The sequence below is a fragment of the Janthinobacterium sp. P210006 genome (assembly GCF_036231885.1).
Classification (GTDB): domain Bacteria; phylum Pseudomonadota; class Gammaproteobacteria; order Burkholderiales; family Burkholderiaceae_D; genus Janthinobacterium; species Janthinobacterium violaceinigrum.
The window spans coordinates 1,231,303-1,256,620 of sequence record NZ_JAZARD010000002.1 but is presented as its reverse complement, the minus strand read 5'-3'; the positions used below and the strand labels follow the sequence as shown (position 1 = coordinate 1,256,620).

The 25,318-nt window shown below is 64.3% G+C and carries 24 protein-coding genes; 15 read left to right on the top strand and 9 right to left on the bottom strand.

All coding sequences use genetic code 11. The features are described 5' to 3' along the window. Window positions 1-7: 7 nt before the first annotated feature. Both tssG and tssF read right to left on the bottom strand, forming a co-directional pair. On the bottom strand, window positions 8-1,033 hold the full coding sequence (gene tssG, locus VPH41_RS13960; RefSeq protein WP_328570461.1) for a type VI secretion system baseplate subunit TssG: 1,026 nt from the start codon (window positions 1,031-1,033) through the stop codon (window positions 8-10). After that, window positions 997-2,802, bottom strand: a complete 1,806-nt coding sequence (tssF, locus tag VPH41_RS13955; protein WP_328570460.1) for a type VI secretion system baseplate subunit TssF — start codon at window positions 2,800-2,802, stop codon at window positions 997-999. Before tssF ends, tssG begins: the two co-directional genes overlap by 37 nt. A gap of 181 nt (window positions 2,803-2,983) precedes the next feature. On the opposite strand from tssF, the gene tssK reads away from it, so the two are divergent. The 12 genes from tssK to VPH41_RS13895 all read left to right on the top strand — a co-directional run bounded on the left by tssK (window position 2,984) and on the right by VPH41_RS13895 (window position 18,032). Beyond that, window positions 2,984-4,330 carry a type VI secretion system baseplate subunit TssK gene (tssK, locus tag VPH41_RS13950; RefSeq protein ID WP_328570459.1) on the top strand — a complete coding sequence of 449 codons (1,347 nt, stop codon included), beginning with the start codon at window positions 2,984-2,986 and terminating at the stop codon, window positions 4,328-4,330. Window positions 4,331-4,492: 162 nt separating this feature from the next. Further along, window positions 4,493-7,558, top strand: coding sequence for a sensor histidine kinase (locus VPH41_RS13945; protein WP_328570458.1), 3,066 nt, complete (start codon window positions 4,493-4,495; stop codon window positions 7,556-7,558). Then, complete coding sequence (locus VPH41_RS13940; RefSeq protein ID WP_328570457.1) at window positions 7,555-9,720, top strand: sensor histidine kinase; 2,166 nt, start codon at window positions 7,555-7,557, stop codon at window positions 9,718-9,720. The genes VPH41_RS13945 and VPH41_RS13940 overlap by 4 nt, the downstream gene beginning before the upstream one ends. Before the next feature lie 174 nt (window positions 9,721-9,894). Further along, window positions 9,895-12,099, top strand: a complete 2,205-nt coding sequence (locus VPH41_RS13935) for an EAL domain-containing response regulator (protein ID WP_152282379.1) — start codon at window positions 9,895-9,897, stop codon at window positions 12,097-12,099. A gap of 144 nt (window positions 12,100-12,243) precedes the next feature. After that, window positions 12,244-13,110: an urease accessory protein UreD gene (locus tag VPH41_RS13930; protein WP_328570456.1), complete on the top strand. Its 867-nt coding sequence runs from the start codon at window positions 12,244-12,246 to the stop codon at window positions 13,108-13,110. A gap of 57 nt (window positions 13,111-13,167) precedes the next feature. After that, window positions 13,168-13,470, top strand: a complete 303-nt coding sequence (locus VPH41_RS13925; RefSeq protein ID WP_034751936.1) for an urease subunit gamma — start codon at window positions 13,168-13,170, stop codon at window positions 13,468-13,470. A 94-nt stretch (window positions 13,471-13,564) separates the two neighbouring features. Beyond that, on the top strand, window positions 13,565-13,894 hold the full coding sequence (locus VPH41_RS13920; RefSeq protein WP_076571695.1) for an urease subunit beta: 330 nt from the start codon (window positions 13,565-13,567) through the stop codon (window positions 13,892-13,894). 1 nt (window position 13,895) lies between these two features. Next, window positions 13,896-15,596 (top strand): urease subunit alpha, encoded by a 1,701-nt coding sequence (gene ureC, locus VPH41_RS13915; protein ID WP_287773588.1) that lies wholly within the window; start codon window positions 13,896-13,898, stop codon window positions 15,594-15,596. 13 nt (window positions 15,597-15,609) lie between these two features. Continuing rightward, on the top strand, window positions 15,610-16,134 hold the full coding sequence (ureE, locus tag VPH41_RS13910) for an urease accessory protein UreE (protein WP_328570455.1): 525 nt from the start codon (window positions 15,610-15,612) through the stop codon (window positions 16,132-16,134). Then, a complete protein-coding gene (locus VPH41_RS13905) occupies window positions 16,134-16,814 on the top strand; it encodes an urease accessory protein UreF (protein ID WP_328570454.1) in 681 nt (226 codons plus the stop codon). Before ureE ends, VPH41_RS13905 begins: the two co-directional genes overlap by 1 nt. Before the next feature lie 22 nt (window positions 16,815-16,836). Continuing rightward, window positions 16,837-17,475, top strand: a complete 639-nt coding sequence (gene ureG, locus VPH41_RS13900) for an urease accessory protein UreG (protein WP_328570453.1) — start codon at window positions 16,837-16,839, stop codon at window positions 17,473-17,475. After that, complete coding sequence (locus VPH41_RS13895; protein WP_328570452.1) at window positions 17,472-18,032, top strand: HupE/UreJ family protein; 561 nt, start codon at window positions 17,472-17,474, stop codon at window positions 18,030-18,032. Before ureG ends, VPH41_RS13895 begins: the two co-directional genes overlap by 4 nt. On the opposite strand, the gene VPH41_RS13890 is transcribed toward VPH41_RS13895, so the two are convergent. Beyond that, window positions 18,029-18,640: a 1-acyl-sn-glycerol-3-phosphate acyltransferase gene (locus VPH41_RS13890; protein WP_328570451.1), complete on the bottom strand. Its 612-nt coding sequence runs from the start codon at window positions 18,638-18,640 to the stop codon at window positions 18,029-18,031. The two genes, VPH41_RS13895 and VPH41_RS13890, sit on opposite strands and share 4 nt — an antisense overlap. Before the next feature lie 250 nt (window positions 18,641-18,890). Between VPH41_RS13890 and VPH41_RS13885 the strand changes: the two genes are divergently transcribed. Then, complete coding sequence (locus VPH41_RS13885) at window positions 18,891-19,112, top strand: hypothetical protein (protein ID WP_152282373.1); 222 nt, start codon at window positions 18,891-18,893, stop codon at window positions 19,110-19,112. A gap of 189 nt (window positions 19,113-19,301) precedes the next feature. On the opposite strand, the gene VPH41_RS13880 is transcribed toward VPH41_RS13885, so the two are convergent. The 5 genes from VPH41_RS13880 to VPH41_RS13860 all read right to left on the bottom strand — a co-directional run bounded on the left by VPH41_RS13880 (window position 19,302) and on the right by VPH41_RS13860 (window position 23,171). Next, entirely contained in the window at window positions 19,302-20,366 is a 1,065-nt protein-coding gene (locus tag VPH41_RS13880) for an alkene reductase (RefSeq protein WP_328570450.1), read from the bottom strand. Window positions 20,367-20,418: 52 nt separating this feature from the next. Then, complete coding sequence (locus VPH41_RS13875; RefSeq protein ID WP_328570449.1) at window positions 20,419-20,715, bottom strand: ArsR/SmtB family transcription factor; 297 nt, start codon at window positions 20,713-20,715, stop codon at window positions 20,419-20,421. A 125-nt stretch (window positions 20,716-20,840) separates the two neighbouring features. Beyond that, window positions 20,841-22,013 (bottom strand): helix-turn-helix transcriptional regulator, encoded by a 1,173-nt coding sequence (locus VPH41_RS13870; protein ID WP_328570448.1) that lies wholly within the window; start codon window positions 22,011-22,013, stop codon window positions 20,841-20,843. Between the two features lie 64 nt (window positions 22,014-22,077). After that, the gene (locus tag VPH41_RS13865; RefSeq protein WP_328570447.1) at window positions 22,078-22,656 is read right to left on the bottom strand and encodes a hypothetical protein; all 579 of its coding nucleotides are present in this window, start codon (window positions 22,654-22,656) and stop codon (window positions 22,078-22,080) included. Between the two features lie 155 nt (window positions 22,657-22,811). Continuing rightward, window positions 22,812-23,171: a DUF1304 domain-containing protein gene (locus VPH41_RS13860; RefSeq protein WP_152258885.1), complete on the bottom strand. Its 360-nt coding sequence runs from the start codon at window positions 23,169-23,171 to the stop codon at window positions 22,812-22,814. Window positions 23,172-23,381: 210 nt separating this feature from the next. On the opposite strand from VPH41_RS13860, the gene sugE reads away from it, so the two are divergent. Together sugE and VPH41_RS13850 are read left to right on the top strand one after the other, a co-directional pair. Further along, window positions 23,382-23,702 carry a quaternary ammonium compound efflux SMR transporter SugE gene (gene sugE, locus VPH41_RS13855; RefSeq protein ID WP_152258884.1) on the top strand — a complete coding sequence of 107 codons (321 nt, stop codon included), beginning with the start codon at window positions 23,382-23,384 and terminating at the stop codon, window positions 23,700-23,702. Window positions 23,703-23,817: 115 nt separating this feature from the next. Beyond that, entirely contained in the window at window positions 23,818-24,147 is a 330-nt protein-coding gene (locus tag VPH41_RS13850) for an SMR family transporter (protein WP_287770768.1), read from the top strand. A 161-nt stretch (window positions 24,148-24,308) separates the two neighbouring features. Here the strand turns inward: VPH41_RS13850 and VPH41_RS13845 are convergent, their stop codons facing one another. Then, on the bottom strand, window positions 24,309-25,271 hold the full coding sequence (locus tag VPH41_RS13845; protein WP_152282369.1) for a succinylglutamate desuccinylase/aspartoacylase domain-containing protein: 963 nt from the start codon (window positions 25,269-25,271) through the stop codon (window positions 24,309-24,311). Between the last annotated feature and the right edge of the window lie 47 nt (window positions 25,272-25,318).

Here is a 25,318-nt window from a genome sequence, read left to right as displayed (position 1 = left end):
GAACTGTTCAAGCCAGCTGCAGCAAATAACGCACCTCGGCGCCGCTTACCTTTCCTTGTGCCGCCTGCAAAAACGTCGTCCAGCCAAGGCGTCGTCTTTCTGACGGATGGGAGGTCAGGAGCAGAGGGGTAATGCAGGGCGGACTCAGTATCAGCCGCACTTCATATTGCAAGTCCGGTACACCAAACAGCGCCAGCATCTTTGCCAGTGCCGCCGCACCTGCGCTGCGTGGCAAGAAACGTTGCAGACCGGCGGGATCCAGCGGTCCGATATGCAGGCAGACGCGCATGTCATGGCGCCAAAGCCGACGGCCAAGGGTTGCGCCGCGCGCCAGAGTAAAGTTGGCACTGCCTAGCAGGCTGCGCCGATTTTTTTCCAGATAGTCCCAGCCACCGACAAATTGTTGCAGGGCGATTGGTACGCCGCAATACTCGGCCAGCACGGGAGCTATCGCTTGCGCGGAGACGGGGCGGCAGCGCAGCAGACCCGCGTACCAGGCCGAGACGTCCTGCGTCACGGTGTCAGCTTCGTCTGCCGATGGCAGCGCAGTGGGCTGCACACCGGCCAATGCCGACAGCAAAAGCAGTTGCTCATCCCTTGCCTGGGTCTGGAGCGGGGACTCCAGTCGATACTTTTCCCACGACTGGTAATACAGCGCAACCATGCGGTGCGAAAAGATATCGAGGAAAGCCTGGACGCCGGCGTCTTTGGTAAGCAAACGGTAGGCGGCGATGCGTTCCGAGTAGTGCAGGGGCAATGTGCCGCCGGCGCCCAGAAAACTCATGAACGTCGGTATCACGTTCAGTTGTTCATTGTCGTCGAGCGACAGCCTCTCGATTTCACTGGCTGGAAAACGCAATGACAAGCTGTTCTTGAAGCGCAACACCTGGCCGAAGGCCTGCGCATGGGCCACGTCCTGCCGCCGCAGCCAGCACAGCAGAATTCGCACCGCCTGCACGAATTGATAGCGGTATGGTTCGGCCAGCAAGTGCCGAATCACACCAGATTCTGCAGTCCGCTTCTTGGTTTGCATCGGATCAGCTCCTCTCCGCTTCGCAGCGACAGCACCACCAGTTCGATGAAACTGTTGATTTGCACATACAGCCCAAGGAAGTGATCGATTACCTGCACAAACAAGTACATGCTGCTGCCGACAAACGCTTCCTCGTCCAGCGTGATGCGTACCTCCACGCCATGCGCCAGCGAGGTGCCACGCTTGTGCCGCAGCCATGTCGTGGTCGGCGCATGCGCCAGCGCGACGATGCCGTTGATCTGGCGTTGCGATGTGGCCGATTGGGACAAGTCGTACAGTGTCAGCATTTCGCGCAACCCCGGCAGGCCTTCCTGGACCAGTGCATGGTGATTCAGCGCCAGATGCGAAATCAGGCGCCAGTGCAGGCCCGCGCCGGCTGAAAAGCGTCGGGGCTGGCTTGGGCGCCGCAACAACTGCAGTGCCGCTCCGCCGCCGCACGGTTGCAAGTCCCCTGGTTGCTGGCCGTATTTGAGTGCAAGGGGAAGATCGCGGTTACTGCATGTCAGCGACAGCGACAGGCTGGCCTTTTCATGGATCAAGGGATTGAAGTCGCTATCGACCAGCGTGATTTTCTTTTCATGACCAGGACTTCGGATGGCCAAAGCCGTATCGTGTCGCATGACCCAGTAATGGCCTTGTTGTGCCGCACCTTCGCCATGGCGCAGGCTGTATAGCGGCCGAAATTCCGTGAGCGTGCTTTCGCCTCCCCGTTGGCGCAGCAAACGCACCGCATCGACGGTGACGATTTCGTAAGCATGCGCATGGGTGGCATGTGCCAGCACAGCGTAGTCGGTTTTCTGCCTGGTAACGGAGATCGGCACGCCTTCCTGGCGGAAAAGATTGACCGCCGGACTGCAGCCCAGCTTTAAGTGTTCGCTGGAGAGGCTGGACAACATGCGTGCCGTAGCGGAATCAGGGCGCAGACCGGCCATGCACAGATGCAGGGTAAAGCGCTGGCAGCCGGGCGGCAGGGCAGAGCTCAGCGCCGCGATATCGATGTCAAAGAAATTGAATTTTTCCGGATACACAAAAAACTCGCTCAGGATGCGGTACGCCGGCTGCGATCGTGCGCCGAAAGGTATCAAGGCATCCGTATCGGCGAAGCCGACAGGCGTCAAAGGCACGGCGGGCAATGCCGTCCATTGCAGCGCGTCGACTGAAACGAAGGCGCAGACCGTCTGCATGAACAGGGCATCGCGCAATGCGGCGGAAAAGGATGCTTCGCTATCGATGAAAACGCGCAGCGATGCGGGTGCGGCGTCGAGGTGCCGGATGCCGATGTTCAGCGAGGAACTCGCTGATGCTGGCAGGCGCACGCCTGGTGGCGCCTTGATCATCGCATCGAAGACCGCGCTTTCCAGTAGCGATGCACCTGTTGTCATGTCGTAGACCGTCTTGAAGCGGCAGCGCACGCCGCGCACGGGCGTCGAGTCCATTTCACTGCCGGCCGGCAGGTGCAATACCCCCGCTCCTGCCGCCGGGTCGGACTGGCGCACGATGGTGCACGATGGGAAGGGCCGCAGATAATGCGGGAACAGGGCTTCGAACAAGGCTTCGGTAAATTGCGGATAGTCGTCATCGAGCCGTTTTGAAATACGTGCCGCCAGCATGGCCACCGATTCGATCAAGTGTTCGACATGCGGATCTTCGCAAGACTCGCCGGACAGGTGTAATTTGCCGGCGATCTTCGGATAGCGTTCGGAGAACTCGCGGCAATGTCGCCGCAGCATTACCAGTTCGCGTTCGAAATACGGCAGCAAGTCCTCCATCTCTATCTTCCCTCCCTGGCGTCTTTGCGGCGGAACGGTCAGTATCCGAGTGTTTTCTCAAAGGCAAATTGCGTTTGCGCAAATAATTGAACGAGGTTGCTGCGCAACATCAAGGACTTCTCAGCTGGCAACATCAGACTAGCAAGGTAGCAAGATTCCAATGGTTAACATGGAGAAAGCAATGACTTTGCCATCCAAATTACTTTGGTCCGAGGGCCTGGCTATCGGTCCCCAGCAGTTCCAGCAACTGGACCGCTACCATGAAGCGCGCCTGCAACGTCTGGCGTCATTGATTAATCCACATTTATGGGGCGTGCATGGAGTCAGCTGGAATGCGGATGCACTGGCCAACAATAGCTTGCGGGCGGACGCCATGTCGCTTGTCTTTCAGGATGGCGAGATATTTGACGCTCCGCTTGGCGATGTCTTGCCTGGTGCGGTCGACCTGTCCAAGTTGCCTTCCAGTGAACATAGTTTTACTTTCTATGCCGCGCTGCCCACGCTGCAGGCCCATGGCGGCAATCTGAACTCTGCAGGCGCGCGCTATGCCCAGGCGGATATCGAAACCCCGGACCTGTACAGTGAGGCAGTCAGCATAGACGTGGCTTATCTGAAAAAACGCGTGTATCTGCTGTCGCACCTGGATCCCCTGAGTGATTACCTTGCCATCCCGGTCATCCGTTTATACCGTGCTGGCAATGGCAGCTTCGAAGTTGATACCTCCTTCATTCCGCCTGGCCTGACCATCAGCGCCGAATCCTCGCTGGCGAAAATGCTCGATTCGCTGATCGACCGCATGGGGGCGAAAATTGAAGCGCTGTACAGCCGCCATCGTCAGCCCGGTAAAAATACGGTTGAATTTCATGGCGGAGATGTTTCCTCGTTCTGGATGCTCAATACCTTGAGCACGGCCAGCGCCACGCTCAGTCATTGCGCCAGTTACCGGCGCCACCATCCCGTGTATTTGTTTGAAAAATTGATGGCGTTGGCCGGCGGCTTGATGACGTTTTCTAAAAAATACGCACTGAGCGACTTGCCGGCTTATTGTCACGATGATGCGGCTCCCGGTTTCGGCAAGCTCGATGGCATCATTCGCGACCTGATCGATACGGTGCTCCTGTCGCGTTACTTCCCGATTACGCTGTCCAACGATATGCAACAAAACACCCACTATCACGGTTTGCTCGATGCCACGCGCATTGACCGGCAGACGGAACTTTGTCTTGCGGTAAACGCCGATATGCCGGCGCTGGAACTGGTCGCCACCGTGCCGTTGCAATTCAAAATTTCGTCTCCGGACAATATCGAACTATTGCTGGGCCGGGCGCTCCCGGGGGCTGAATTGCGCCATATGGCCCAAGTGCCCGCCGAGGTGCCGGTGCGGCCCAATACCTACTACTTTTCGATTGACAACAAAAGCAGTATTTATGACAGCATGATCAAGGCCCAGGCGATTGCGATTTATGTGCCGTCTGGCATAAAAGGCCTGAAGCTGGAATTGTTCGGCATCAGCGGCGCCGCCGCGTAACGATGGTTGGCATTGCGAGCGGACGCATTGTGAAAAGATTACCCGAAGGAATAGACTTGCCCCTGCAGTTGACGTTATCATGTTTTTGTAAGTGTCGGTGGCTGATCCGTCGGCGCATAGTTGAAACATGGTGACAGGCGAGAGTGAGCATGGGCATGGCGAATGATGCGTGATGTGTCGGGCGGCTTGCGGCCTGGCGGCGGGATGGGGAGGGCGGTGCGCCGCTGCGGCCGCGCCTTGCTGCTGGCGTTCTGTGTCGCCGCGCCGCCTGTGGCCTTGCCGGCCGCGCCACCGCCGCAGCACGGCCAGCGCGTGCTGTTCCTCAACGCTTACGATTATGGCCGCGCCGGCGTGGAATCGTACACGCGCACCTATGTGGCCGCCATGGTGGCCGCGGGCCTGGCCAGCGAAGACATCATGGTCGAGCACCTGAACCTCAATACCCAGGGCGACCCGGCGCTGCGCAACGAGATGCGCGATTTGTTGCTTTTAAGATACACCCAGATGATGGGACGCAAGGCCGACCTGATCATCGCCATGCAGCAGCCGGCGCTCGATTTCCTGTTGTCGGACCTGGCGCCGCTGGCGCGCGGCGTGCCCGTGCTGGCGATTAACACCTCGGGCAAGGCCTTGCCGGCCGGCAGTCCGCTGGCCATCTGGCAGCAAAAGGCGAATGTGGATTTTCCCGGCACCCTGGCGCAAGCCATGGCGCTGTTCCCGGAGACCAAGACCATCGTCATGGCAGTCGGCGCCAGCGAAGCCGACCAGGCCCTGAAGCGCAGCATGCAGCAGGCGGCGCAGGCGTGGCAGGGCAAGGTGGCCATGCGCTATCTCGACGACCTGAGCCTGGAACAGATGCGCGCGGCGGTGGCGCACCTGCCTGCCGACACGCTGCTGGTGGCGGGCAATGTCAACCGCGACGTGGATGGCGCCATCGCCACGCCCGTGCAGTTTTCCGCGCAACTGGCGCAGCTGGCCAACGTCCCCACCTTCGGCATGTATAACGCGACGGTCGGCAAGGGCATCCTGGGCGGCTCCATCCTGCATATCGAACGGGCCGCGCAGCAGGTGGCGCAGATGTCGCTGGCCATGCTGGCAGGCAAGGCGCCTGTCGCGCCGGGCGCCTTGCTGCCGCCGGCCCATCCGGTGCCCATGTACGACTGGGAACAGTTGCAACGCTGGGATGCCGATATCAGCCGGCTGCCGCCGCACACCCTGTTCATTAACCGGCCGCCGCAGCTGTGGCACGAACACCGCGTCGCCGTGCTGCTGGTGGGCGGCGTCTTCATCGTGATGGCCGGCCTGCTGAGCGCCTTGCTGCTGCAGCGGCGGCGTCTGCGCCGCGCCGAGAGCGAGGCGCGCGAGAGCGAGCAGCGCTTCCGCATCCTGGTCGAGCATGCGCCGGAAGCCATCGTCGTGTACGACCTGGACCTGGACCGTTTCATCGACGCCAACAGCAGCGCGCAGCGCATGCTGGGCCTGTCGCGCGAAGCATTGCTGCGCAAGGGACCCTTCGACCTGTACAGTGCGGAGCAGCCCGACGCCTTGCCGCTGGGCCTGATGGTGGAAGAACATTTGCGCCGCGCCATGCTGGGCGAGCCCATCCTCGTCGAGCGCAATGTGCGGCGTGCCGACGGCAGCGTGTTTCCCTGCGAAGTGCGGCTGGTCAAACTGCCCATGGAAGGGCGGCGCCTGGTGCGCAGCGGCATCGTCGACATTTCCGAGCGCAAGCACAGCGAGCAGGAATTGCTCGGTTACCGCGACCACCTGGAAGAACTGGTGCAGCAGCGCACGGCCGCCCTGTCCGTGGCCGTCACCGAAGCCGAATCGGCGAACCGCGCAAAAAGCGTGTTCCTGGCCAACATGAGCCACGAATTGCGCACACCCTTGAATTCCGTGATCGGGTTTTCGCAGATGATGGCCGATTCGAGCAGCATGTTCGAGGAAGAAAAGCATAACCTGGCCATCATCAACCGCGCCGGCCACCATTTGCTCACCCTGATCAACGACATCCTGGAACTGTCGAAAATCGAGGCGGGCCGCATGCAGCTGCAAGCGGGGCCCGTGGACTTGAATGGCTTGCTCGACGAGGTGCTGGAAATGGTGCGCATGCGTTCACGCGACCAGGGCATCGCGCTGCGGCTCGAGCGCTCCGGCGTGCCGCCGCTGGTGCGCCTCGATGGCGCCAAGCTGCGCCAGGTGCTGCTCAATTTGCTGTCGAACGCGCTCAAGTTCATCGAGCAGGGCAGCGTGACCCTGTCGCTGGCGTGCCAGGCGGCAGACGATGGGCAGGTGGCGCTGGCGTTTGCCGTGCGCGATACGGGCAGCGGCATCGCGGAAGAAGACCTGGAACGCATCTTTGAACCGTTCGTGCAGGCCGACAGCGCCGTGGCGCAGGCCGGCACGGGACTGGGGCTGACGATTTCGCGCGAATTCGTGCGCCTGATGGGGGGCGAACTGCGCGTCGATTCCACCTTGGGAGAGGGCTCCGTCTTCCGCTTCGACCTGCGCGCGCCCGTGCTGCAGCAGCCGGCCATCGCGGCGCTGGCGCCGGGCCGCGTGGCGCGCCTGCCGCCGGCCCAGCGCGGGCGCATGGTGCTGCTGGTCGACGACGACGACAACTGCCGCAAGCTGCTGGCCGGCTTGCTGGCGCCGCTGGGCTTCCAGCTGCAGGAAGCGCCGGGCGGCGCGCAGGCGCAAGCGATGCTGGCGGCGCAGCGCTACGACATGGTGCTCAGCGACTGGCGCATGCCGGACATGGACGGCCTGGCGCTGACGCGCTGGCTGCGCGCGCAAACGGCGCTGGCGCAACCGCGGCTGGTGATCATGACGGCGTCCGCCTTCGAGGAAGAAAAGCAGGAGGCGCTGGCGGCCGGCGCCGACGGCTTCCTGCGCAAGCCGATCGAGCAGGAACACCTGTTCGCCATGCTGGAGCAGCAACTGGGCGTGCGCTTCCAGCGCACGGCCGCCGCGGCGCCGCGCGTGCCGGCGGCCGTCTTTGACCTGCAGCAGGCGCTGGGCCAGCTGGGCGCGGCCGAGCGGCAGGCGCTGCTCGAATCGGTGCAAGCCCTCGACTTGCGGCGCAGCGCCATCGTGCTGGCCGGCGTGGCGACCAGCCTGCCGCAGCTGGCCGCGCATATCGCCGCCATGCTGGAACAGCACCAGTACCAGCCGCTGTGCGCCTTGCTGGCGCAGCTGGCCGGCGAGCCGCAGGGCGAAGACGCATGACGGTGCATGTACCCAAAGGCGCGCGCCTGGGCGGCGTATCCATCGTGCTGGCCGTCAGCGTGGCCCTGACGTTTGTCGTCACCGTGCTGCTGCTGGTGTTTGCCGTGCTGTTCTACCAGTCCGAGCGCGAGCAGCGCTGGCAGCAGCTGCACCGCAGCCTGGCCGTGAGCGCCGACCAGCTGGCCGTGGCCATCGAACTGCCCTTGTGGAATCTCGACGAAAAGCAGATGCAGGCCATCATGCGCAGCATGCTGGGCAAGCGCGACCTGGTGGCCAGTTCCCTCACGCCGGGCATCGGCAAGGAAGCGCTGGTCCTGCGCCGCAATGGGGACGGCGCCATCGACAGCCTCTCCACGCTGTCCGCCGAACCCGACTGGCTGGTGCAGCGGCGCCCCGTGACGATAGGCGGGCAAGTCATCGGCAGCGTTGCCGTGTACGCGACGCCGGCGCTGCTGCATGCGCAGCTGCAGCAGCGCGCGCTGGGCATCGGCGCCATGATCGTGGCGCTCGACGTGATCCTGGTGGCCAGCATCTGGCTGCTCATGTGGTGTTTGATGCTCAAGCCCCTGAAGGCGATCGGCCAGTACGCGGCAGGCGTCAAGGCGGGGCAGGGCGAAGCGTTCGGCACGCCGCCGAAAGCATGGTTCCTGGGCGAGCTGCGCACCCTGTACCGTTCCATCCGCGACATGGTGGCGCTGCTCGACAGCCGCTACCGCGCCCTGCAGCGCAGCGAGGAGCGCGTGCAGATGGCCACCGGCGCGGCCAGCATCGGCATCTGGGACTGGAACGTCTGCAGCGACGCATTGCAGTGGGATGAGCAGATGTACGCGCAGTTCAAGGCCGATGCGGCCAGCGGCATGTCGCCGGCGGCGATCTGGCGCGCGGCGCTGATGCCGGACGACGTGCCGGCCGCCAAGCAGGCCCTGCGCGCCGCGCTGGGCGCCGGCCAGGCATTCACGCACGAGTACCGTATCCTGTGGCCCGATGGCACCGTCCGCTATATCAAGGCCGATGCCGTGATCTTCCGCGACGGGCTGGGCCAGCCCATGCGCCTGGTGGGCTCCAACTACGACATCACGGCGCACCGCGAAGCCGAACTGGAACTGCTGCGCCACCGCCACCACCTGGAAGAGCTGGTGGCCGAGCGCACGAGCGCCTTGTCGGTGGCCGTCAGCCAGGCGCAGGCGGCAAACCGCGCGAAGAGCACCTTCCTGGCGAACATGAGCCATGAACTGCGCACGCCCCTGAATTCCGTGATCGGCTTTTCGCGCCTGATGGCTGCCTCGCCCAACATGCAGGACGATGAAAAGCGCAACCTGGACATCATCCACCGCTCCGGCAATCATTTGCTCACCCTGATCAATGAAATCCTCGAACTGTCGAAGGGCGAGGCGGGGCGTCTGCAGGCGCAGACGGCCGTCGTGGCGCTGGCGCCCCTGCTGCAGGAAGTGATGGACATGCTGGGCATGCGCGCCGAGCAGCAGGGCCTGGCCCTGCGCCTCGATTGCGCGGACCTGCCGGCGGCGGTGCTGCTGGACGCGACGCGCCTGCGCCAGGTGCTGCTGAACCTGATGTCGAACGCCGTCAAGTTCGCCGGCAGCGGCAAGGTCACCTTGCGCGTGCGCGGCGAGCGGCGCGACGGCGATCAATGGATGCTGTCGTTCGCCGTCAGCGACACGGGCATCGGCATCGCCGCGGAAGACCAGCAGCGCATCTTCGAGCCTTTCGTGCAGGCCGACAGCGCGGGACCGAAGGATGGCACGGGCCTGGGCCTGGCCATTTCGCGCGAATTCGTGCAGCTGATGAAAGGCGAACTGACGGTGGTGTCCCTGCCGGGGCAGGGCGCCACCTTCCGTTTCAGCATACCCGCGCAGGCGGCGCAGGCGCCCGTGCCGGCACCCGTGCCGCCGTCCATGCCGGCGCTGGCGCAGCTGCCGCCGGCATTGCAGGCGACGGACTTGCAACTGCTGGCCCCGGAAGAGCGCGCCGCCTTGCTGGTGGCGCTGCGCGAATTGAACCTGGCCAGGGTGGCCCTGCTGCTGGCGGCCCTGCCTGCGGCGGCAGCACCGTTGCTGGCGCCGCTGCAAGCCATGCTCGACCAGCATCAGTACCGGCAGCTGTGCGTCTTGCTGGAGGGCGAGGGCGCGCTGGCGCACACGTGAAAGTGTGGGCTGACAACATCGGATTCAATGAAAAGACGGCCAAAATGCCGTGGATGGATGGTGCTAAATTGCAATAAAGATTATGATGATAGTACGTAGTTCATCGCAAAGAAATGTCTTGTCCAGCGTGGCAACCGACCGCCGCGCCTCATCCAAAGCTGAGAGAACTGCTACATGCACCGCGATTTTTCGGAAGTGAATTCGAAGGGCGAAGTACTGATCGTTGAAGATACGCCCGCTTCGCTGAAGCTGTTGAGCGATTTGCTGGGCGGCGCCGGCTATGCGGTACGCCAGGCGCCGAACGGCGAACTGGCCCTGTGGACGGCCCAGGCGCGCCCGCCGGAGCTGATCCTGCTCGACGTGCGCATGCCGGGCCTCGACGGCTTTGAAGTGTGCCGCCGCCTGAAGGAAATTCCCTCGCTGCGCCAGGTGCCCGTGATCTTCCTGTCGGCCCAGTACGATACGGACGACAAGGTGCGCGGCTTTGCGCTGGGCGCCGTCGACTTCATCGCCAAGCCGTTCCAGGCCGAGGAAATCCTGGCCCGCACCGATGCGCACGTGCGCCTGGCGCGGGCGCAGCTGCAGCTGGCGCAGGAGCGCGCCAACCTGGAACGGCGCGTGGCCGAACGCACGGCCGAACTGGAGCAGGTGGCCAGCACCCTGGCGCGCGAAGTGCAGATCCGCCGCGCCAACGAGGAGTTGCTGCGCCTTTCCGGCCAGGTTTTCGAGGCCACCCAGGACGCCATCCTGATCACGGATTCGGCCGGCGTCATCGTCACGGCCAATCCTGCCTTTACGCGCATTACCGGCTACGCGGCGCAGGAAGTGGTGGGCACGGACATCATGCGCCTGCATGCGGAATACACGGGCGAAGCGGTGCTGCTGGCCATGCGCCAGGGCCTGCGCAGCAGCGGCTGCTGGTCGGGCGAAGTGCAGACGCGGCGCAAGAGCGGCGACACCTATCCCTGCCTGCTCAGTGTCTCCACCGTGCACGGACCCGACGGCGCCGTCGTCAACTACGTGGGCGTCTTCCTCGATATCAGCGAGCGCAAGGCCGAGCAGCACCTGATCGATTTCCTCTCCTACCACGACGCGCTGACGGGCTTGCCGAACCGCGTGCTGCTGCGCGAACGCTTCGAGCAGGCGCGCGCGAACGCCGTGCGCGACGGCCAGCAGGTGGTGCTGATGTGCCTGGACCTGGACCGCTTCAAGAACATCAACGATTCGCACGGCCAGGCCGTGGGCGACAAGGCGCTGCAGGTGGTGGCGCGCTTTCTGTCCGGCTGCGTGCGCGAAGGCGACACGGTGGTGCGCCAGGGCGGCGACGAATTCCAGATCCTGCTGCAGGACGACGCCCTGCTGGGGCGCACCCTGGGGCTGGCGCAAACCATCCTGGCCGGCTTGCGCGAAGAACTCAGCGTCGACGGCGAACGCCTGGCGCTGACCACCAGCATCGGCATCGCCATGTGCCCGGCCGACGGCGACAGCCTCGATGACGTGCTGCGCCACGCCGACACGGCCCTGGTGCGCGCCAAGGAAATGGGGCGCGACCACTACGCCTTCTTCACGGAGCGCATGGGCAGCGATATCCGCGCCCGCCTGGCCATGCAGCAGCAGCTGCGCGGCGCCATCGGCCGCGACGAATTCGAAGTGCATTACCAGCCGCAGATGTGTTTGCGCACGGGCGCCATGCTGGGCGCGGAAGCCTTGCTGCGCTGGGATAACCCCGTGCTGGGCAAGGTGCCGCCCGGCCTGTTCATCGCGCTGGCCGAGGAATACGGCCTGATCACGGCCATCGGCGAATGGGTGCTGGAAAGCGTGTGCGCGCAGATCCGCGCCTGGCACGACGCGGGTCTGGGCAGCATCAAGGTGGCCGTCAACCTGTCGGGCAAGCAGTTCGCGCAGGACCGCACGGTGCCGTTCGTCGAGGCGGCCCTGCGCAAATACGGCATCGCGCCCGCCTGCCTGGGCATCGAGATCACGGAAAGCACGGTGATGGGCGACCCGGACAAGGCGGTGGCGGCCCTCACTCGCCTGAAGGATATCGGCGTGGGCATTTCGCTCGACGATTTCGGCACGGGCTATTCCAGCCTGGGCTACCTGAAGCGCTTTCCCATCGACGTGCTGAAGATCGACAAATCGTTCGTCGATGACGTCACCACCAGCAGCAGCGACGCGGCCATCGCCCGTTCCGTCATCTCGCTGGCGCACAACCTGGACATGCGCGTCATTGCCGAAGGCGTGGAAACGCGCGAACAGGTCGACTTCCTGACCGAGCATGGCTGCGACGAAATGCAGGGCTATTATTTCAGCCGGCCCCTGGCCGCCGACGCCTTGACGGCGCTGCTGCGCGAACGGCGCACCCTGGCCGTCGCCTAGGCGCGCACCGCGCCGCGGCGTGCACGCATGGCTGCACCATGCTGGTGCGCCTGCCGCGTGACGGTGCGCAATTCTCACCTTTTCCCCGTGTAGCGCTGGCACATATCCTGCTTTGTTTGTCGTATCTTCATACGATTGCGACGCATGCCAGACAGCACCCATTCCATCCTGCCTCCCGGCGCCGGCGCGCATAGCGCCTGGCACGCGCAGCTGCGCCTGGGATTTGCCTGGCACGATGGCGTCAGCCGCCTGGTCGAGCGCACGCACAGCGGCCCCCTGCGCGTGCAAAAGCCCCTGTATCCGGAAGGCGATGCCGTCTGCCACGCCATCATCATCCACCCGCCCGGCGGCGTGGTGGGCGGCGACCAGCTGGCCGTCGACGCCACGGCGGGCGAGGGCGCGCACGCCTTGCTCACGTCTCCGGGCGCCGCCAAATGGTACCGCGCGAACGGCCACGTCTCGGGCCAGCACATCGTGCTGCGCGCGGGCAGCGGCGCCGCCATCGAGTGGCTGCCGCAGGAGAGCATCTTCTTCGACCAGGCTTGCGTGCGCCTGCGCCATGAGGTGGAACTGGCGGCGGACGCCAGTTACATCGGCTGCGACATCGTCTGCCTGGGCCGCAGCGCCTCGGGCGAAATTTTCAATACCGGCAGCATCAGCCAGCAGGTGCAGATACGCCGCGGCGGCAAGCTGCTGTGGTGGGAGCAGGGCGTGCTGGCCGCCGGCGGCGTCCTGATGGCCAGCCCCCTGGGATGGGCGGGCCACACGGTATGCGCCACCCTGATCGCCGTCGGCCGTCCCCTGGCGCCCGCCGTGCTGGCGGCCCTGCGCGAGATCGCCGTGCCGGCCGGCGCCCTGTTTGGCGCCACGCAGATGAAATCGCTGGTGGTGGTGCGCCTGCTGTGCGGCGACAGCGAGGCGGCGCGCCGCGTCATGCTGGCCGCCTGGCAGCTGCTGCGCCCCGCCGCGCTGGGGCGCGCCGCCGTCGTGCCCCGCATCTGGAACACTTAGCATCTGGAACACTTAGCATCTGGAACACTTATTCAGGAAAGAAACGCAAGGAAAACCATGGACCTGACTCCCCGCGAAAAAGACAAGCTGCTCATTTTTACGGCCGCGCTGCTGGCCGAACGGCGCCTGGCGCGCGGCTTGAAACTCAATTATCCGGAAGCGGTGGCCCTGATCAGCGCCGCCATCATGGAAGGGGCGCGCGATGGAAAATCCGTGGCGCAGCTGATGTCGGACGGTACGAAAATACTGTCGCGCGCCGACGTCATGGACGGCATCGCCGAGATGATCCCCGATATCCAGGTGGAGGCGACCTTCCCCGATGGCAGCAAGCTGGTGACCGTGCACCACCCGATACCGTAGTTTTTTGACCGGCCAGGGCGCCACCCGCACCCAGGCTGTTTTTTGCGCTGGCGACCCGCCGGCAAGCGTAACGCGATCCTTGAAGGAGCCCCTCATGACACCAGGCGAATACAAATTGGAAGAAGGCGAAATCAGCCTCAATGCGGGCCGCGCCACGGCCACCGTGGTAGTGGCCAACCGGGGCGACCGGCCCATCCAGGTGGGCTCGCATTTCCACTTTTTCGAGGTCAACCCGGCGCTGGCCTTCGAGCGCTGGCGCGCCTACGGCATGCGCCTCAATATCACGGCCGGCACGGCCGTGCGCTTCGAACCGGGCCAGCAGCGCACGGTGGAACTGGTGGCGCTGGCGGGCGAGCGCAAGGTCTACGGCTTCAATGGCGAAGTGATGGGCGAACTGCAAGACACTCCACCAGGAAAGGATTGAGATGGCCAGCATTCCCCGCAGCGCGTATGCCGAGATGTTCGGTCCCACCACGGGCGACCGCATCCGCCTGGCCGACACGGAACTGTTCATCGAGATCGAGCATGACTATGCGATCTACGGCGAAGAGGTGAAGTTCGGCGGCGGCAAGGTGATCCGCGACGGCATGGGCCAGTCGCAGCGCTGCGCGGCCGAGGTGATGGATACCGTCATCACGAATGCCGTCATCCTCGACCACTGGGGCATCGTGAAGGCGGACATCGGCTTGAAAAACGGCCTGATTTTCGGCATCGGCAAGGCGGGCAACCCGGACATCCAGCCGGGCGTGACCCTGGCCATCGGCGGCGCCACCGAGATCATCGCGGGCGAAGGCATGATCGTCACGGCCGGCGGCGTCGATACGCACATCCACTTCATCTGCCCGCAGCAGATCGAGGAAGCCCTGATGAGCGGCGTGACCACCATGCTGGGCGGCGGCACGGGGCCGGCCGTGGGCACGGCCGCCACCACCTGCACGCCGGGACCGTGGCATCTGCACGCTATGCTGGCGGCCGCCGACGCCTTCCCCATGAACCTGGGCTTCATGGGCAAAGGCAACGTCAGCCTGCCGCTGCCCCTGGAAGAGCAGGTGCGCGCGGGCGCCATCGGCCTGAAGCTGCACGAGGACTGGGGCAGCACGCCGGCCGCCATCGACAATTGCCTGTCCGTTGCCGACCGCATGGATATCCAGGTGGCGCTGCACAGCGACACCCTCAACGAGGGCGGCTTCCTCGAGCACACCCTGGCCGCCTTCAAGGACCGCACCATCCACACGTTTCACACGGAAGGGGCGGGCGGCGGCCATGCGCCCGACATCATCGCCGCCGTGGGCCAGTCCAACGTGCTGCCCTCGTCGACCAATCCCACGCGCCCGTTCACCGTCAACACGCTCGACGAGCATCTGGACATGCTGATGGTGTGCCACCACCTGGACCCGGCCATTGCGGAAGACGTGGCCTTTGCCGAGTCGCGCATCCGCCGCGAAACCATCGCCGCGGAAGACATCCTGCACGACATCGGCGCCATTTCCATGATGTCGTCCGACTCGCAAGCCATGGGCAGGGTGGGCGAAGTGATCATGCGCACCTGGCAGACTGCGCACAAGATGAAGGTGCAGCGGGGCGCACTGGCGCCCGACACGGCGCGCAGCGACAACTTCCGCGCCAAACGCTACATCGCCAAGTACACGATCAACCCCGCCATCACGCACGGGATTTCGCACGTGGTGGGCTCTATCGAGGCGGGCAAGATCGCCGATATCGTGCTGTGGAAGCCGGCCTTCTTCGGCGTCAAGCCGTCGATGATTTTAAAAGGCGGCATGATCGCCGCCGCGCAGATGGGCGACCCGAACGCGTCTATCCCCACGCCCCAGCCCGTGCACTACCGCATGATGTTCGGCGCCTTCGGCGGCGGCCTGAAAAAGTCGTTTACGTTTGTGTCGCAGGCAGCCTACGAGCTCGATATCGGCCACCAGCTCAAACTGAACAAATCCGTCATCGCCGTGAAAAACATGCGCGGCTTGCGCAAGGCCGACATGATCCACAACGGCGCCACGCCGCACATGGAAGTGGACCCGGAAACCTATGCCGTGCGCGCCGACGGCCAGCTGCTTGTGTGCGAGGCGGCGTCCGTGCTGCCCATGGCGCAGCGCTATTTTCTATTTTAGGCAGGAGACAAGCATGCTCACATTGCATACCAAACTGGCGGCTGACGATGGCCGCGTCGCCGTTGCCCAACTCGTGCTGCCCTACGACCAGCGCGAAAAATGCCGGCTGCGCGCCGTGCTGTCGAATGGCGAGGACGTCGCCGTGTTCACCGTGCGCGGCACGGTGCTGCGCGACGGCGAGCGCATGACGGGACCGGAAGGGCAGGTGGTGCAGATCGTCGCCGCGCGCGAACCGACCTACCTGGTGCGCTGCCTCGATGCGCACACCCTGCTGCGCTGCGCTTTCCACCTGGGGAACCGCCACACGCAGGCGCAGGTGGGCGACGGCTTTCTGCGCATCCGCAAGGACGTGGTGCTCAAGGAGATGCTGGAAGGCTTGCAGGCGACGGTGACGGAAGAAAGCGCCCCGTTCGAGCCCGAGGCGGGCGCGTATGGCGGCGGCCATGGCCACCATGACGGTCACGGCCAGCACTTGCTGGCGCCCGTGCCGCTGCGGCAGAAAATCCACCGTCCCAGTGATACGCCAGGCAGCGCGTGATGCAGGCGTCCGCCCTGCTGCATCTGCTGCAGTTCGCCAGCCCGGCCTTGCCGATCGGCGCCTACAGCTATTCGCAGGGGCTGGAGGCGGCGCTGGAATCGGGCCTGGTGACGGATGCGGCCACGGCGCGCGGCTGGATCGCGCAGCACCTGGCGCAGGTGGTGGCGCGCTGGGAAGCGCCGCTGTGCTGGCGCTTGATGCAGGCGTTCGCAGCGCAGGACCTGGGCGCCGTGCGGCGCTGGAGCGAGCGCTTCATCGCTTCGCGCGACACGGCGGAATTTCGCGCCGAGACCATCCAGATGGGCTATTCGCTGACCAAGTTGCTGGCCGAACTGGGCGTGGCCGACGGCGTCCTGATCGACATGCTGCAGGGCGAGCCGGAAGTGGCGCTGCCCACCGCGTATGCGTGCGCCGTGGCGGCGCTGGCCATCCCGCGCGAAGAGGCGCTGCTGGCCATGCTGTTTGCCTGGGCGGAAAACCAGGTGCTCGTGTGCGTGAAATCCGTGCCGCTGGGGCAGGTGGCGGGCCAGCGCCTGCTGCTGTCGCTGCGGCCCGACCTGGAAGCGGCGGCGCTGACGGCGCAGACGTTACACGACGACGAGATGGGCAACTGGGCGCCGGGCCTGTCCTTGCTGTCGATGCGGCACGAAGTGCAGTACAGCCGCCTGTACCGTTCCTGAATAATTTTAAGAGAGAGCAAACATGACCTCAATACCATCCAATCCCCTGCGCGTGGGCATCGGCGGGCCCGTCGGCTCGGGCAAGACGGCCCTGTGCGAAATGCTGTGCAAGGGCATGCGCGAGCGCTACGACATGGCCGTCATCACGAACGACATCTACACCAAGGAAGACATGGAAATCCTGCTGCGCGCCGACGCCTTGCCGGCCGAGCGCCTGATGGGCGTGGAGACGGGCGGCTGCCCGCACACGGCCATCCGCGAAGACGCATCCATCAACCTGGAAGCGATCGCGCGCATGCAGGCCGATTTTCCCGATCTCGACTTGATCCTGGTCGAATCGGGCGGGGACAATCTGGCCGCCACCTTCAGTCCGGAACTGTCGGACCTGACGATTTACGTGATCGACGTGGCGGGCGGCGAAAAAATCCCGCGCAAGGGCGGGCCCGGCATCACGCGTTCCGATTTGCTCATCATCAACAAGACGGACCTGGCGCCGTATGTGGGCGCCAACCTGGACATCATGGCCCAGGATGCGAAACGCATGCGCGGCGAACGTCCATTCGTGTTTACCAACCTGCGCAGCGGCGACGGCGTGCAGGTCGTGATCGATTTTATCCGCGAGCAAGGTTTGCTCGACCAACCAGGCAAGGAGCTGCAATGAACGCAAGACTGATGACGAAAACGGCTGCCGCGGCCGCGCTGTGCCTGCTGGCCTTGCCTGCCATGGCCCACCCCGGCCACGGCGAGAGTGCCGGCTTCCTGACCGGTTTCGCCCATCCGTTCACGGGCATCGACCATTTGCTGGCCATGCTGGGCGTGGGCATCTGGGGCGGCCAGCAGCGGCGCGGCCTGGCCCAGCCCGCCACCTTTCTCGGCATGATGCTGCTGGGCGCGCTGGCCGGCATGGCGGGCTTGCGCGTTCCGGGGCTGGAAACGGGCATTGCCGCCACGGTGGCGCTGGTGGGGCTGGCCATCGCGCTGGCGCTGGCCGTGCCGAACTGGCTGGGCATGCTGCTCGTGGGCGTGTTTGCGCTCGCGCATGGCAATGCGCATGGCCAGGAATTGCCGGCCGCTTCGGCCGCGTGCGGCTTCCTGCTGGCGTCGGCCATGCTGCTGTTTGCGGGACGTTTCGTCGGCCAGGTACTGGCCGAGCGCGTGCTGCGCCTGGCCGGCGTGGCCTTGACGGCCGCCGGCGTGGTATTGATGGGGATGAATTAAGCGCCGGGGCGCTTCTCGGACAGCACGATGGGTGCCGCCTTTTCCGGGTGCAAGCCCTGGTGGCCCGCATACACGGCGGCGATGGCGGCCATGTCGGCGTCCTTGTCGCCCGTCAAATAGAGATGGTCGACGACGCCCAGCACCTTGTTCGGGTAGTCTATGTACACCAGCAACAGCGGTACCTTGGCGGCCAGGGCCAGGTGATAGAAGCCGCTTTTCCAGTTCGGGCGGTAGCTGCGCGTCGCTTCCGGCGTGATGGCCAGCCAGTACCAGTCGGCGGCCAGCATGCGTTCGGCCTGGCGCTGGATGGTGCCGCTGGTGGTGCTGCGGTCGACGGGTTCGCCGCCCAGGTAGCGCAGCACCTTGCCCATTGGGCCGCGGAACAGGGAATCCTTGGCCAGCCAGCGGAACGGCAGGGACAGCGCCCATTTGCCGAACAGGCCCACCATGAAATCCCAGTTCGACGTGTGCGGGTAGACGACGGCGATGCCGCGCGGTCCCGGCAGGGGACGGAAGCGCATGCGCCAGCCAAACAGATGCAGCACGCGCAGCGCGCAGCGCTGGTGCCAGGTCGGCAAGTCGCCCGCTTGTACAAATAAATCGTCCATTGATACCCTTCAGTGACACTGTTCTTAATGGGATGGCGCTGGTGGCCATTTTCCTTGAAGCAAAAATTCTGCGCAGGCATTCTATACGGGGCTGGCGGTGGCGACAAGCAGCCGAGGCCGCTATTCATGCGGTGTCGGGGCGGGTGCTGCTGCTATTTTAACCATGCTTGCGCACTGTGTCGGGCACTAAATGCGCCCAATATGGTCAAAACTTGATGCAGTGCTGATCCACCAGACATGGAGCCGTGGCATGAAAAATAGTAGCGAGGATGTGGTTGAAGAGTATGTCCGAACGGACAAGGTGATGGCAGAGCTCGTCGAGCGGGGTGTGGCGTTTCATCACGCCCTGGGCAGGACGGTGGCGACGGCCTACCTGCGCGAGCATGCCGTGCCGGCCGACGTGATACGCCGTGTCTTCAGCAGCGTGCAGGCGCGCCGTCCGGCCCGGCCGGCACGGCGCCGATGGCGCTGAATGCGCTGAAGGGCGGGGGAACGGCGCCGAAAATACGGCGGCGGGCGCCACGCGCACCACGCAGTTTGTTGCGTCGATGCCGTGGCGTCCGCCGCCTGGGGAATGCGCAGCCAGCTGCTGCCCGCGTCGCTGCCGCCTTGAGCGCTGTCTTTGGGCGCTGTGCGCTGTTGCTGAAGCCTGAGCCTGAGCTTAGGCTTGGGCTGCCAGTGCCGGGTAGTCCGTGTAGCCGGCAGCATCGGGCGCGTACAGGGTGTCCGCATTCAGCGGATTCAATGGCGCGTCGCTGTGCAGGCGGATGGGCAGGTCGGGGTTGGCGATGAACCACAGGCCAAAGGCCACGGCGTCCGCTTCGCCCTTGGCCAGCAGGGTTTCGGCCGCTGCCTTGTCCATTTTTTCGTTGGCAATGTAGACGCCGCCGAATTCCTGCTTCAGGTAAGGGCCCAGGCGGTCTTCGCCCAGCGCTTCGCGCGCGCAGATGAAGGCGATGCCGCGCTTGCCCAGCTCGCGTGCCACATAGCCGAAAGTGGCGCGCGGGTCAGAATCGCCCATGTCGTGCGCATCGCGGCGCGGTGCCAGGTGCATGCCCACCTTGTCGGCGCCCCAGACGTCGATGCACGCATCCGTCACTTCCAGCATCAGGCGGGCGCGGTTTTCAATCGACCCGCCGTAGTTGTCGGTGCGCAAGTTGGTGCTGTCTTGCAGGAACTGGTCGAGCAGGTAACCGTTGGCGCCGTGGATTTCCACGCCGTCGAAGCCCGCTTTTTTTGCATTCTCGGCACCCAGGCGGTAGGCTGCCACGATGCCGGGAATCTCTTCCGTATCGAGCGCGCGCGGCGTGACGAATTCCTGTTTCGGGCGCACCAGGCTCACGTGGCCGGCCGGCTTGACGGCGCTGGGCGCCACGGGCAAGTCGCCATCGAGGAAGACGGGCGCGGAAATACGGCCCACATGCCACAGCTGCAGCACGATCAGGCCGCCTGCGTCATGCACGGCCTTGGTGATCTGTTTCCAGCCTTCCACCTGTTCTTCGGACCAGATGCCGGGCGTGTCGGCATAGCCCACGCCCTGCGGCGTGACGGCCGTCGCTTCCGAGATGATCATGCCGGCCGACGCGCGCTGCGTGTAGTACTCGGCCATGAGGGCGTTGGGCACGCGGCCCGGGTTGCCGGCGCGCGAACGCGTCAGCGGTGCCATGATGATGCGGTTTTTCAGTTGCAGGCTGCCAATGGTGATGGGATCGAATAAAGTTGCCATGATTGTCATTTCCTTGTGGGTGCCGGTCAGGCGGCGTTGAGACGGAAGGTGCTTACAAACCTTGCTGCATGTGTTCGAGGAAGGCCTGGATGGTGGCTTCGTTGCGGCTGAAGAAACTCCATTGCCCCACTTTTGTTGCTGAAATCAGGCCCGCCTTATGCAGGCTGGCCAGGTGCGCCGACACCGTCGATTGCGACAGATTCAGGCGGCGGTCGATCAGGCCGGCGCACACGCCCAGGTGCAGCGGGTGGTCCTGTTCCTGAAAATGCTGCTCCGGCTCTTTCAGCCATTGCAAAATCTGCCGGCGTACCGGGTTGGCCAGGGCCTTGTGGATGGCGTCGATATCCATGTTGTTCCTCCTGAACATACAATTCGCTTTTCAACGATGTATATATCGTGATTCTTAAATTTTAATATCGTAATCTTACGATATAAATGAAAAGCGTGCTGGCGGCTTCCGTTTTTTGGGAGGTGTCAGGCGGGAAGGGGATTGCGCTGCAGTACGGCCGGGCCAGTCAGCACGATGCGCACCAGATCCACCTGGCGCTGGGCGCCGGCCTTGGCGGTGGCGCTCTTGATCTGCGTGCGCGCCGTGTGGATGGAAATGCGCTGGCGATCGGCGTATTCCTGCAAGGAATAGCCGTTGACGAGCGCTTCCGTCAGGCGCGCCTCGGCCACCGTCATGCCGTAGAAATTGCGCAGGGTGGCTGCCAGCGAGGTGATCAGGTCGCTGCTGTCGCTGAGGAAAACGGCGATGGCGCTGGCCGCGCCGAACGGGCTGTGCCAGGACGGCAGGGGCGTGACGCGCAGGCGCAGCTGTTCGCCCGTCAATCCGTTCAGCTTGAGTACGCCGCCGGGGCCGCCTGCTGCTGCCGTGCCCGTTTGCGCCGCCTCGTGCAGCAGGCGCCGCAGCGCACCGTTGTCCGCTTCGCGCGGGCAATACAGGGGCGCGCCTTCGCGCAGCTGCAGCAGCCGCGTCGCAGCCGTCATGGCCAGCGCTCGTTCGTTGGCGTACAGCAATTGCGACGTGGCATCCAGCAGCAGCACGCCAAACGGCAGCAGTTCCAGTACCTGGGTGGAACTCTGGGACAGCATTTCCAGCCGGCGCAGCTTGCGCTGCAAGGCAAAAGCCGTTTGCAGGTGCGGCATCAGCGTACGGATCAGCGCCAGCTCGCCCCCGTCGTAGGCGCCGGCCTGTTCGCGGCGCACCACGGTGACATTCGTGGAGCGCTCGCCCCGCAGCTCGACGATGGCCGCCGCCGTATAAAAGATGTCCTGCGGGCGCAGCCAGTCCGTCCAGTATTCGGTTTTCTTCAGGCAATGGTCGGGAAACAGCATGGAGCCGGTGACGACGGCGCCTTCGCGGTGCAGGGTGGCGTCTTCCAGCCACACATTGCGCGCGCCGTAATAACTGGCAAAGCTGGCAAGGGCGTGCGCTTCGAAGCCATACGTGGCGGCCAGGCCGCTGCCCGGCAGCTGGACGTCGACCGAGCGGTTGCTGAAATCATTGGCCCAGATCAAGCCCGCGTGCGACTGCAGCTGTTGCGCAAAGGCGGCCAGGAATTGCGACCAGGCGCCATGCCGCGTGGCCGCGTCGTAGATCAGGGTAATCAGCGCCTGGCTGGCGACGGCGAGCGATGGCATCATAGGCAATCCTCATGGCGGCAAGCGGTGGACAAGACAAAGGGGGCCGCCGCGGCGGCCATCCCCCTTAACGCGATTCCAGCCAGGTCTTGCCGCCCGCCGTGCACGTGTTGAGGCTGGCGTACTGGCTCACATAGTTATAACCGCTGCCGCAGCCGCCTTCGCCGGATTTGACGGGGCCGTAGCAAGCGCCTTCATAGCTGAGCTTACCATTGACGGTCGTGCTTTTGACGCAGAAATTGTAGTTGCTTGCCGTGCTGTTGTTGGGCAAGGTGGTGCCATTGTTCTGGCCGCAACCGAGTTCCTTGCTCACGGCGCGCGCGTAGTCGACCATTTTCTGGTAGGTGCCGCTGTAGTAGGTGTCGGCCGTGGTTTTCTGCCCCTGTTTGCAGGCGGCCACCACGCTGTCGTAGCCGGAGTCCGCCTGGGCGTAATTGCCCGATACCTGGATGCCGCAGGCGCTGGCCTGCTTGCGTTCCGCATCGCCGATCAGGTTGGTGTACTGGCAGTTTGCCGACGTGCCGCCGCTGCTGCCGGCACTGCTGGAGCCGCTGCCCGAGCCACTGTCGCTGCCGCCACCGCCGCAGGCGGACAGCATGAGGCAGCCGAATAAAGTGACGGCAAAGGTGGTTGGATGTGCGTGCATGATTTCCCCTGTGGACGATTACTTGTCACCATGTGTCTGGTGGTATCTTTTTTATTGCTACAAGGAATTGTATCGGGCATGTTTTTTGGAAACATCACCCATTTGGGGTATGCGCAGGCGGAGGGCGGGACGGCCGGCAGGCCGCCCCGGCAGGATCAGGAAAAGTGGAACAGCAGCAAGGCGATGACGGCAGGCACCGTTTGCAGGTAGAGGATGCGCGTCATGACGGTGAGCGCGCCCCACACTCCGGCCACGGCGATGCAGGCCAGGCCGAAGACGGTGAATGCATGGGCGATGGCGGCGTCCGGGTAAAAAAAGCCCAGCGCCAGCGCGGCGACGAGAAAACCGTTATAGCAGCCCTGGTTGGACATGGCGGGACGCACGATCTCCGCCTTTTCCTTGGACAGGCCAAAGACCTTGCGTCCGCGCGCATCGAACAGCACGGTTTCCAGCAGCACGATGTAGACGTGCAGCAGCAGGATGAGGGCGGTAAGAACCTGGGCCAGAATGTGCATCGTCGCTCCTGAATGGTTGAGATGCAGTGATTATGCGGCCACCAGCATGTTTCTTGGCAACTTTTGACTGGAGTGGCAGCACTAGAAAAATGTGCTTGCGGCAAGAGTTTTCACCCGATGGTATACTTTTCCCTTTGCTCCTGTGGGGACGACCCCGCTCGATGACGGGGCTGCATGGCGGGGACGACCCTGCCGCCTCAGGAGAAGTCTATGGCGTGGATCATTTTGGTATTGGCTGGCTTGCTGGAAATCGGCTGGGCCATCGGCCTCAAATACAGCGCCGGTTTTACCCGCCCCCTGCCATCCGTGTTGACCGCCATTTCCATGCTGGGCAGCGTGGTGATGCTGGGCCTGGCCTTGCGCACCTTGCCGCTGGGCACGGCGTACGCGATCTGGACGGGCATCGGCACCGTCGGCACGGCCATCTTCGGCATCATGGTGCTGGGCGAGCCGGCCAGCGCCGCGCGCATCGCCTGCATCGCGCTGATCGTGTCCGGCATCCTGGGCTTGAAGCTGCTCAGCCCGCAGTAAGGCAGTTTTCCTGAAACGCCCTGCGCCGTTGCGCCGCCCTGATCGAACAGGTGGCGGGCGGGCAGGGCGTTGTTGTTTTTATTTACCTTGAAAGGACTGTCGCATGAGCCTCGCCATGACGTATTTCTACCTGGCCATCGCCATCATCGCCGAAGTCATCGCCACCAGCGCCTTGAAGGCGTCCGACGGTTTCAGCCGCCTGGTACCCAGCGTCATCACCGTGATTGGTTACGGCATTGCCTTCTGGTGCCTGTCGCTGACCTTGAAGGTCATTCCTACCGGCATCGTGTACGCGATCTGGTCCGGCGTGGGCATCGTGCTCATTTCCGCCGTGGGCTGGTTCTGGTTCAAGCAAAGCCTGGACACGCCGGCCTTGATCGGCCTGGGGCTGATCATTGCCGGCGTGCTTGTCATCAACTTGTTTTCCAAGTCGGTGGGCCACTAAGAGCCTATCCCAGCAGATGAATACATCCCCTGCTGGCGCCCCTCGGAAGCGAGGACTGCGCTGATCGTCGTCGCGTGGCTCGCCACGCGTCCTCCTCGCGCCTTGTCCGCCCTCCTGATGAACTGCCAGCAGATGACGCTCCCTGCTGGAACAGGCCCTAATCAAAAGCTGCTGGCCACCCGCGCCAGGTAATACCACTCGGCATTGGCTTGCGCGTTGACGTCCGGGAACAGGATGTAGGCGTCGAATTCGGCCGTCACGGGCGTGCCGTCCGCGCGCACGCCGATCTGCTCGCCTTGTTGTACCTTGTCAAAGCTGGACCAGGTCTTGATGAAGCGGTCGTCTGCATGCAGCTTGTCGTGCACGACGACCATGTTCAGCGCTTCCATGTCGGCATCCGCGATGGCTTGCGGCTGCGGCGCGTCGATGAAGCCCAGGAAAGCCAAGGTGTTCATGATGGCGCGGTAAGCCACGTCCGGCGCGGCCGGGTCCGCGTGCTGGCCGCACTCCAGGGTCAAGGCGTAGCCGCCCGTCGAGCGCATGTATTCCGTCGTGCCCACGCCATAGCGCAACACCAGGCCCACCTGGTCGCTATTGCCCAGGCGGCGCTGCACGCCCTGGCCGTAGGCATGCAGCCAGCCGTCGACGAAGCGGCGCACGCCCAGGCGGCGCGCCAGCGCGCGTTCCTTGTCTTCATGTTTGAACGGTTGCAGCGGACCATCGTTGTTGCGCGGTCCCACCATCACGAAAGGCTGGCTGTCGGCATTGAACGAGTGCAAGTCCAGCAGCACGTCGTGCTGGCCCAGCAGCGGGCACAGCCAGTTGGCGATGCGGTCTTCGAAATCCTGCGGATTGTCGTTCGGGAACAGGTTGCGGTTCAGGTTGCGGTCGCCGCTGCGCACGCCCTTGGCGTAGGCCAGCGGATTGGTGATGGGCACGAAGGTGACGCTGCCGGCCACGATGGAGAGGGCGCCGCTGTCGAGTTCAGCCATCACGCGGTGGATGCCCTTGGTGCCGCAGGTTTCATTGCCGTGCACGGCGCCCGTGACGATCAGGCGCGGGCCGCTGCCCTGGCCCGTGTAGTTGATGGACTTGAAGTGGAGTGCGCTGCTCATGCTGGACATATCCTATGCTGTTGCGGGAAGGGAAAGCGGGGTCGGCATATTTTAGC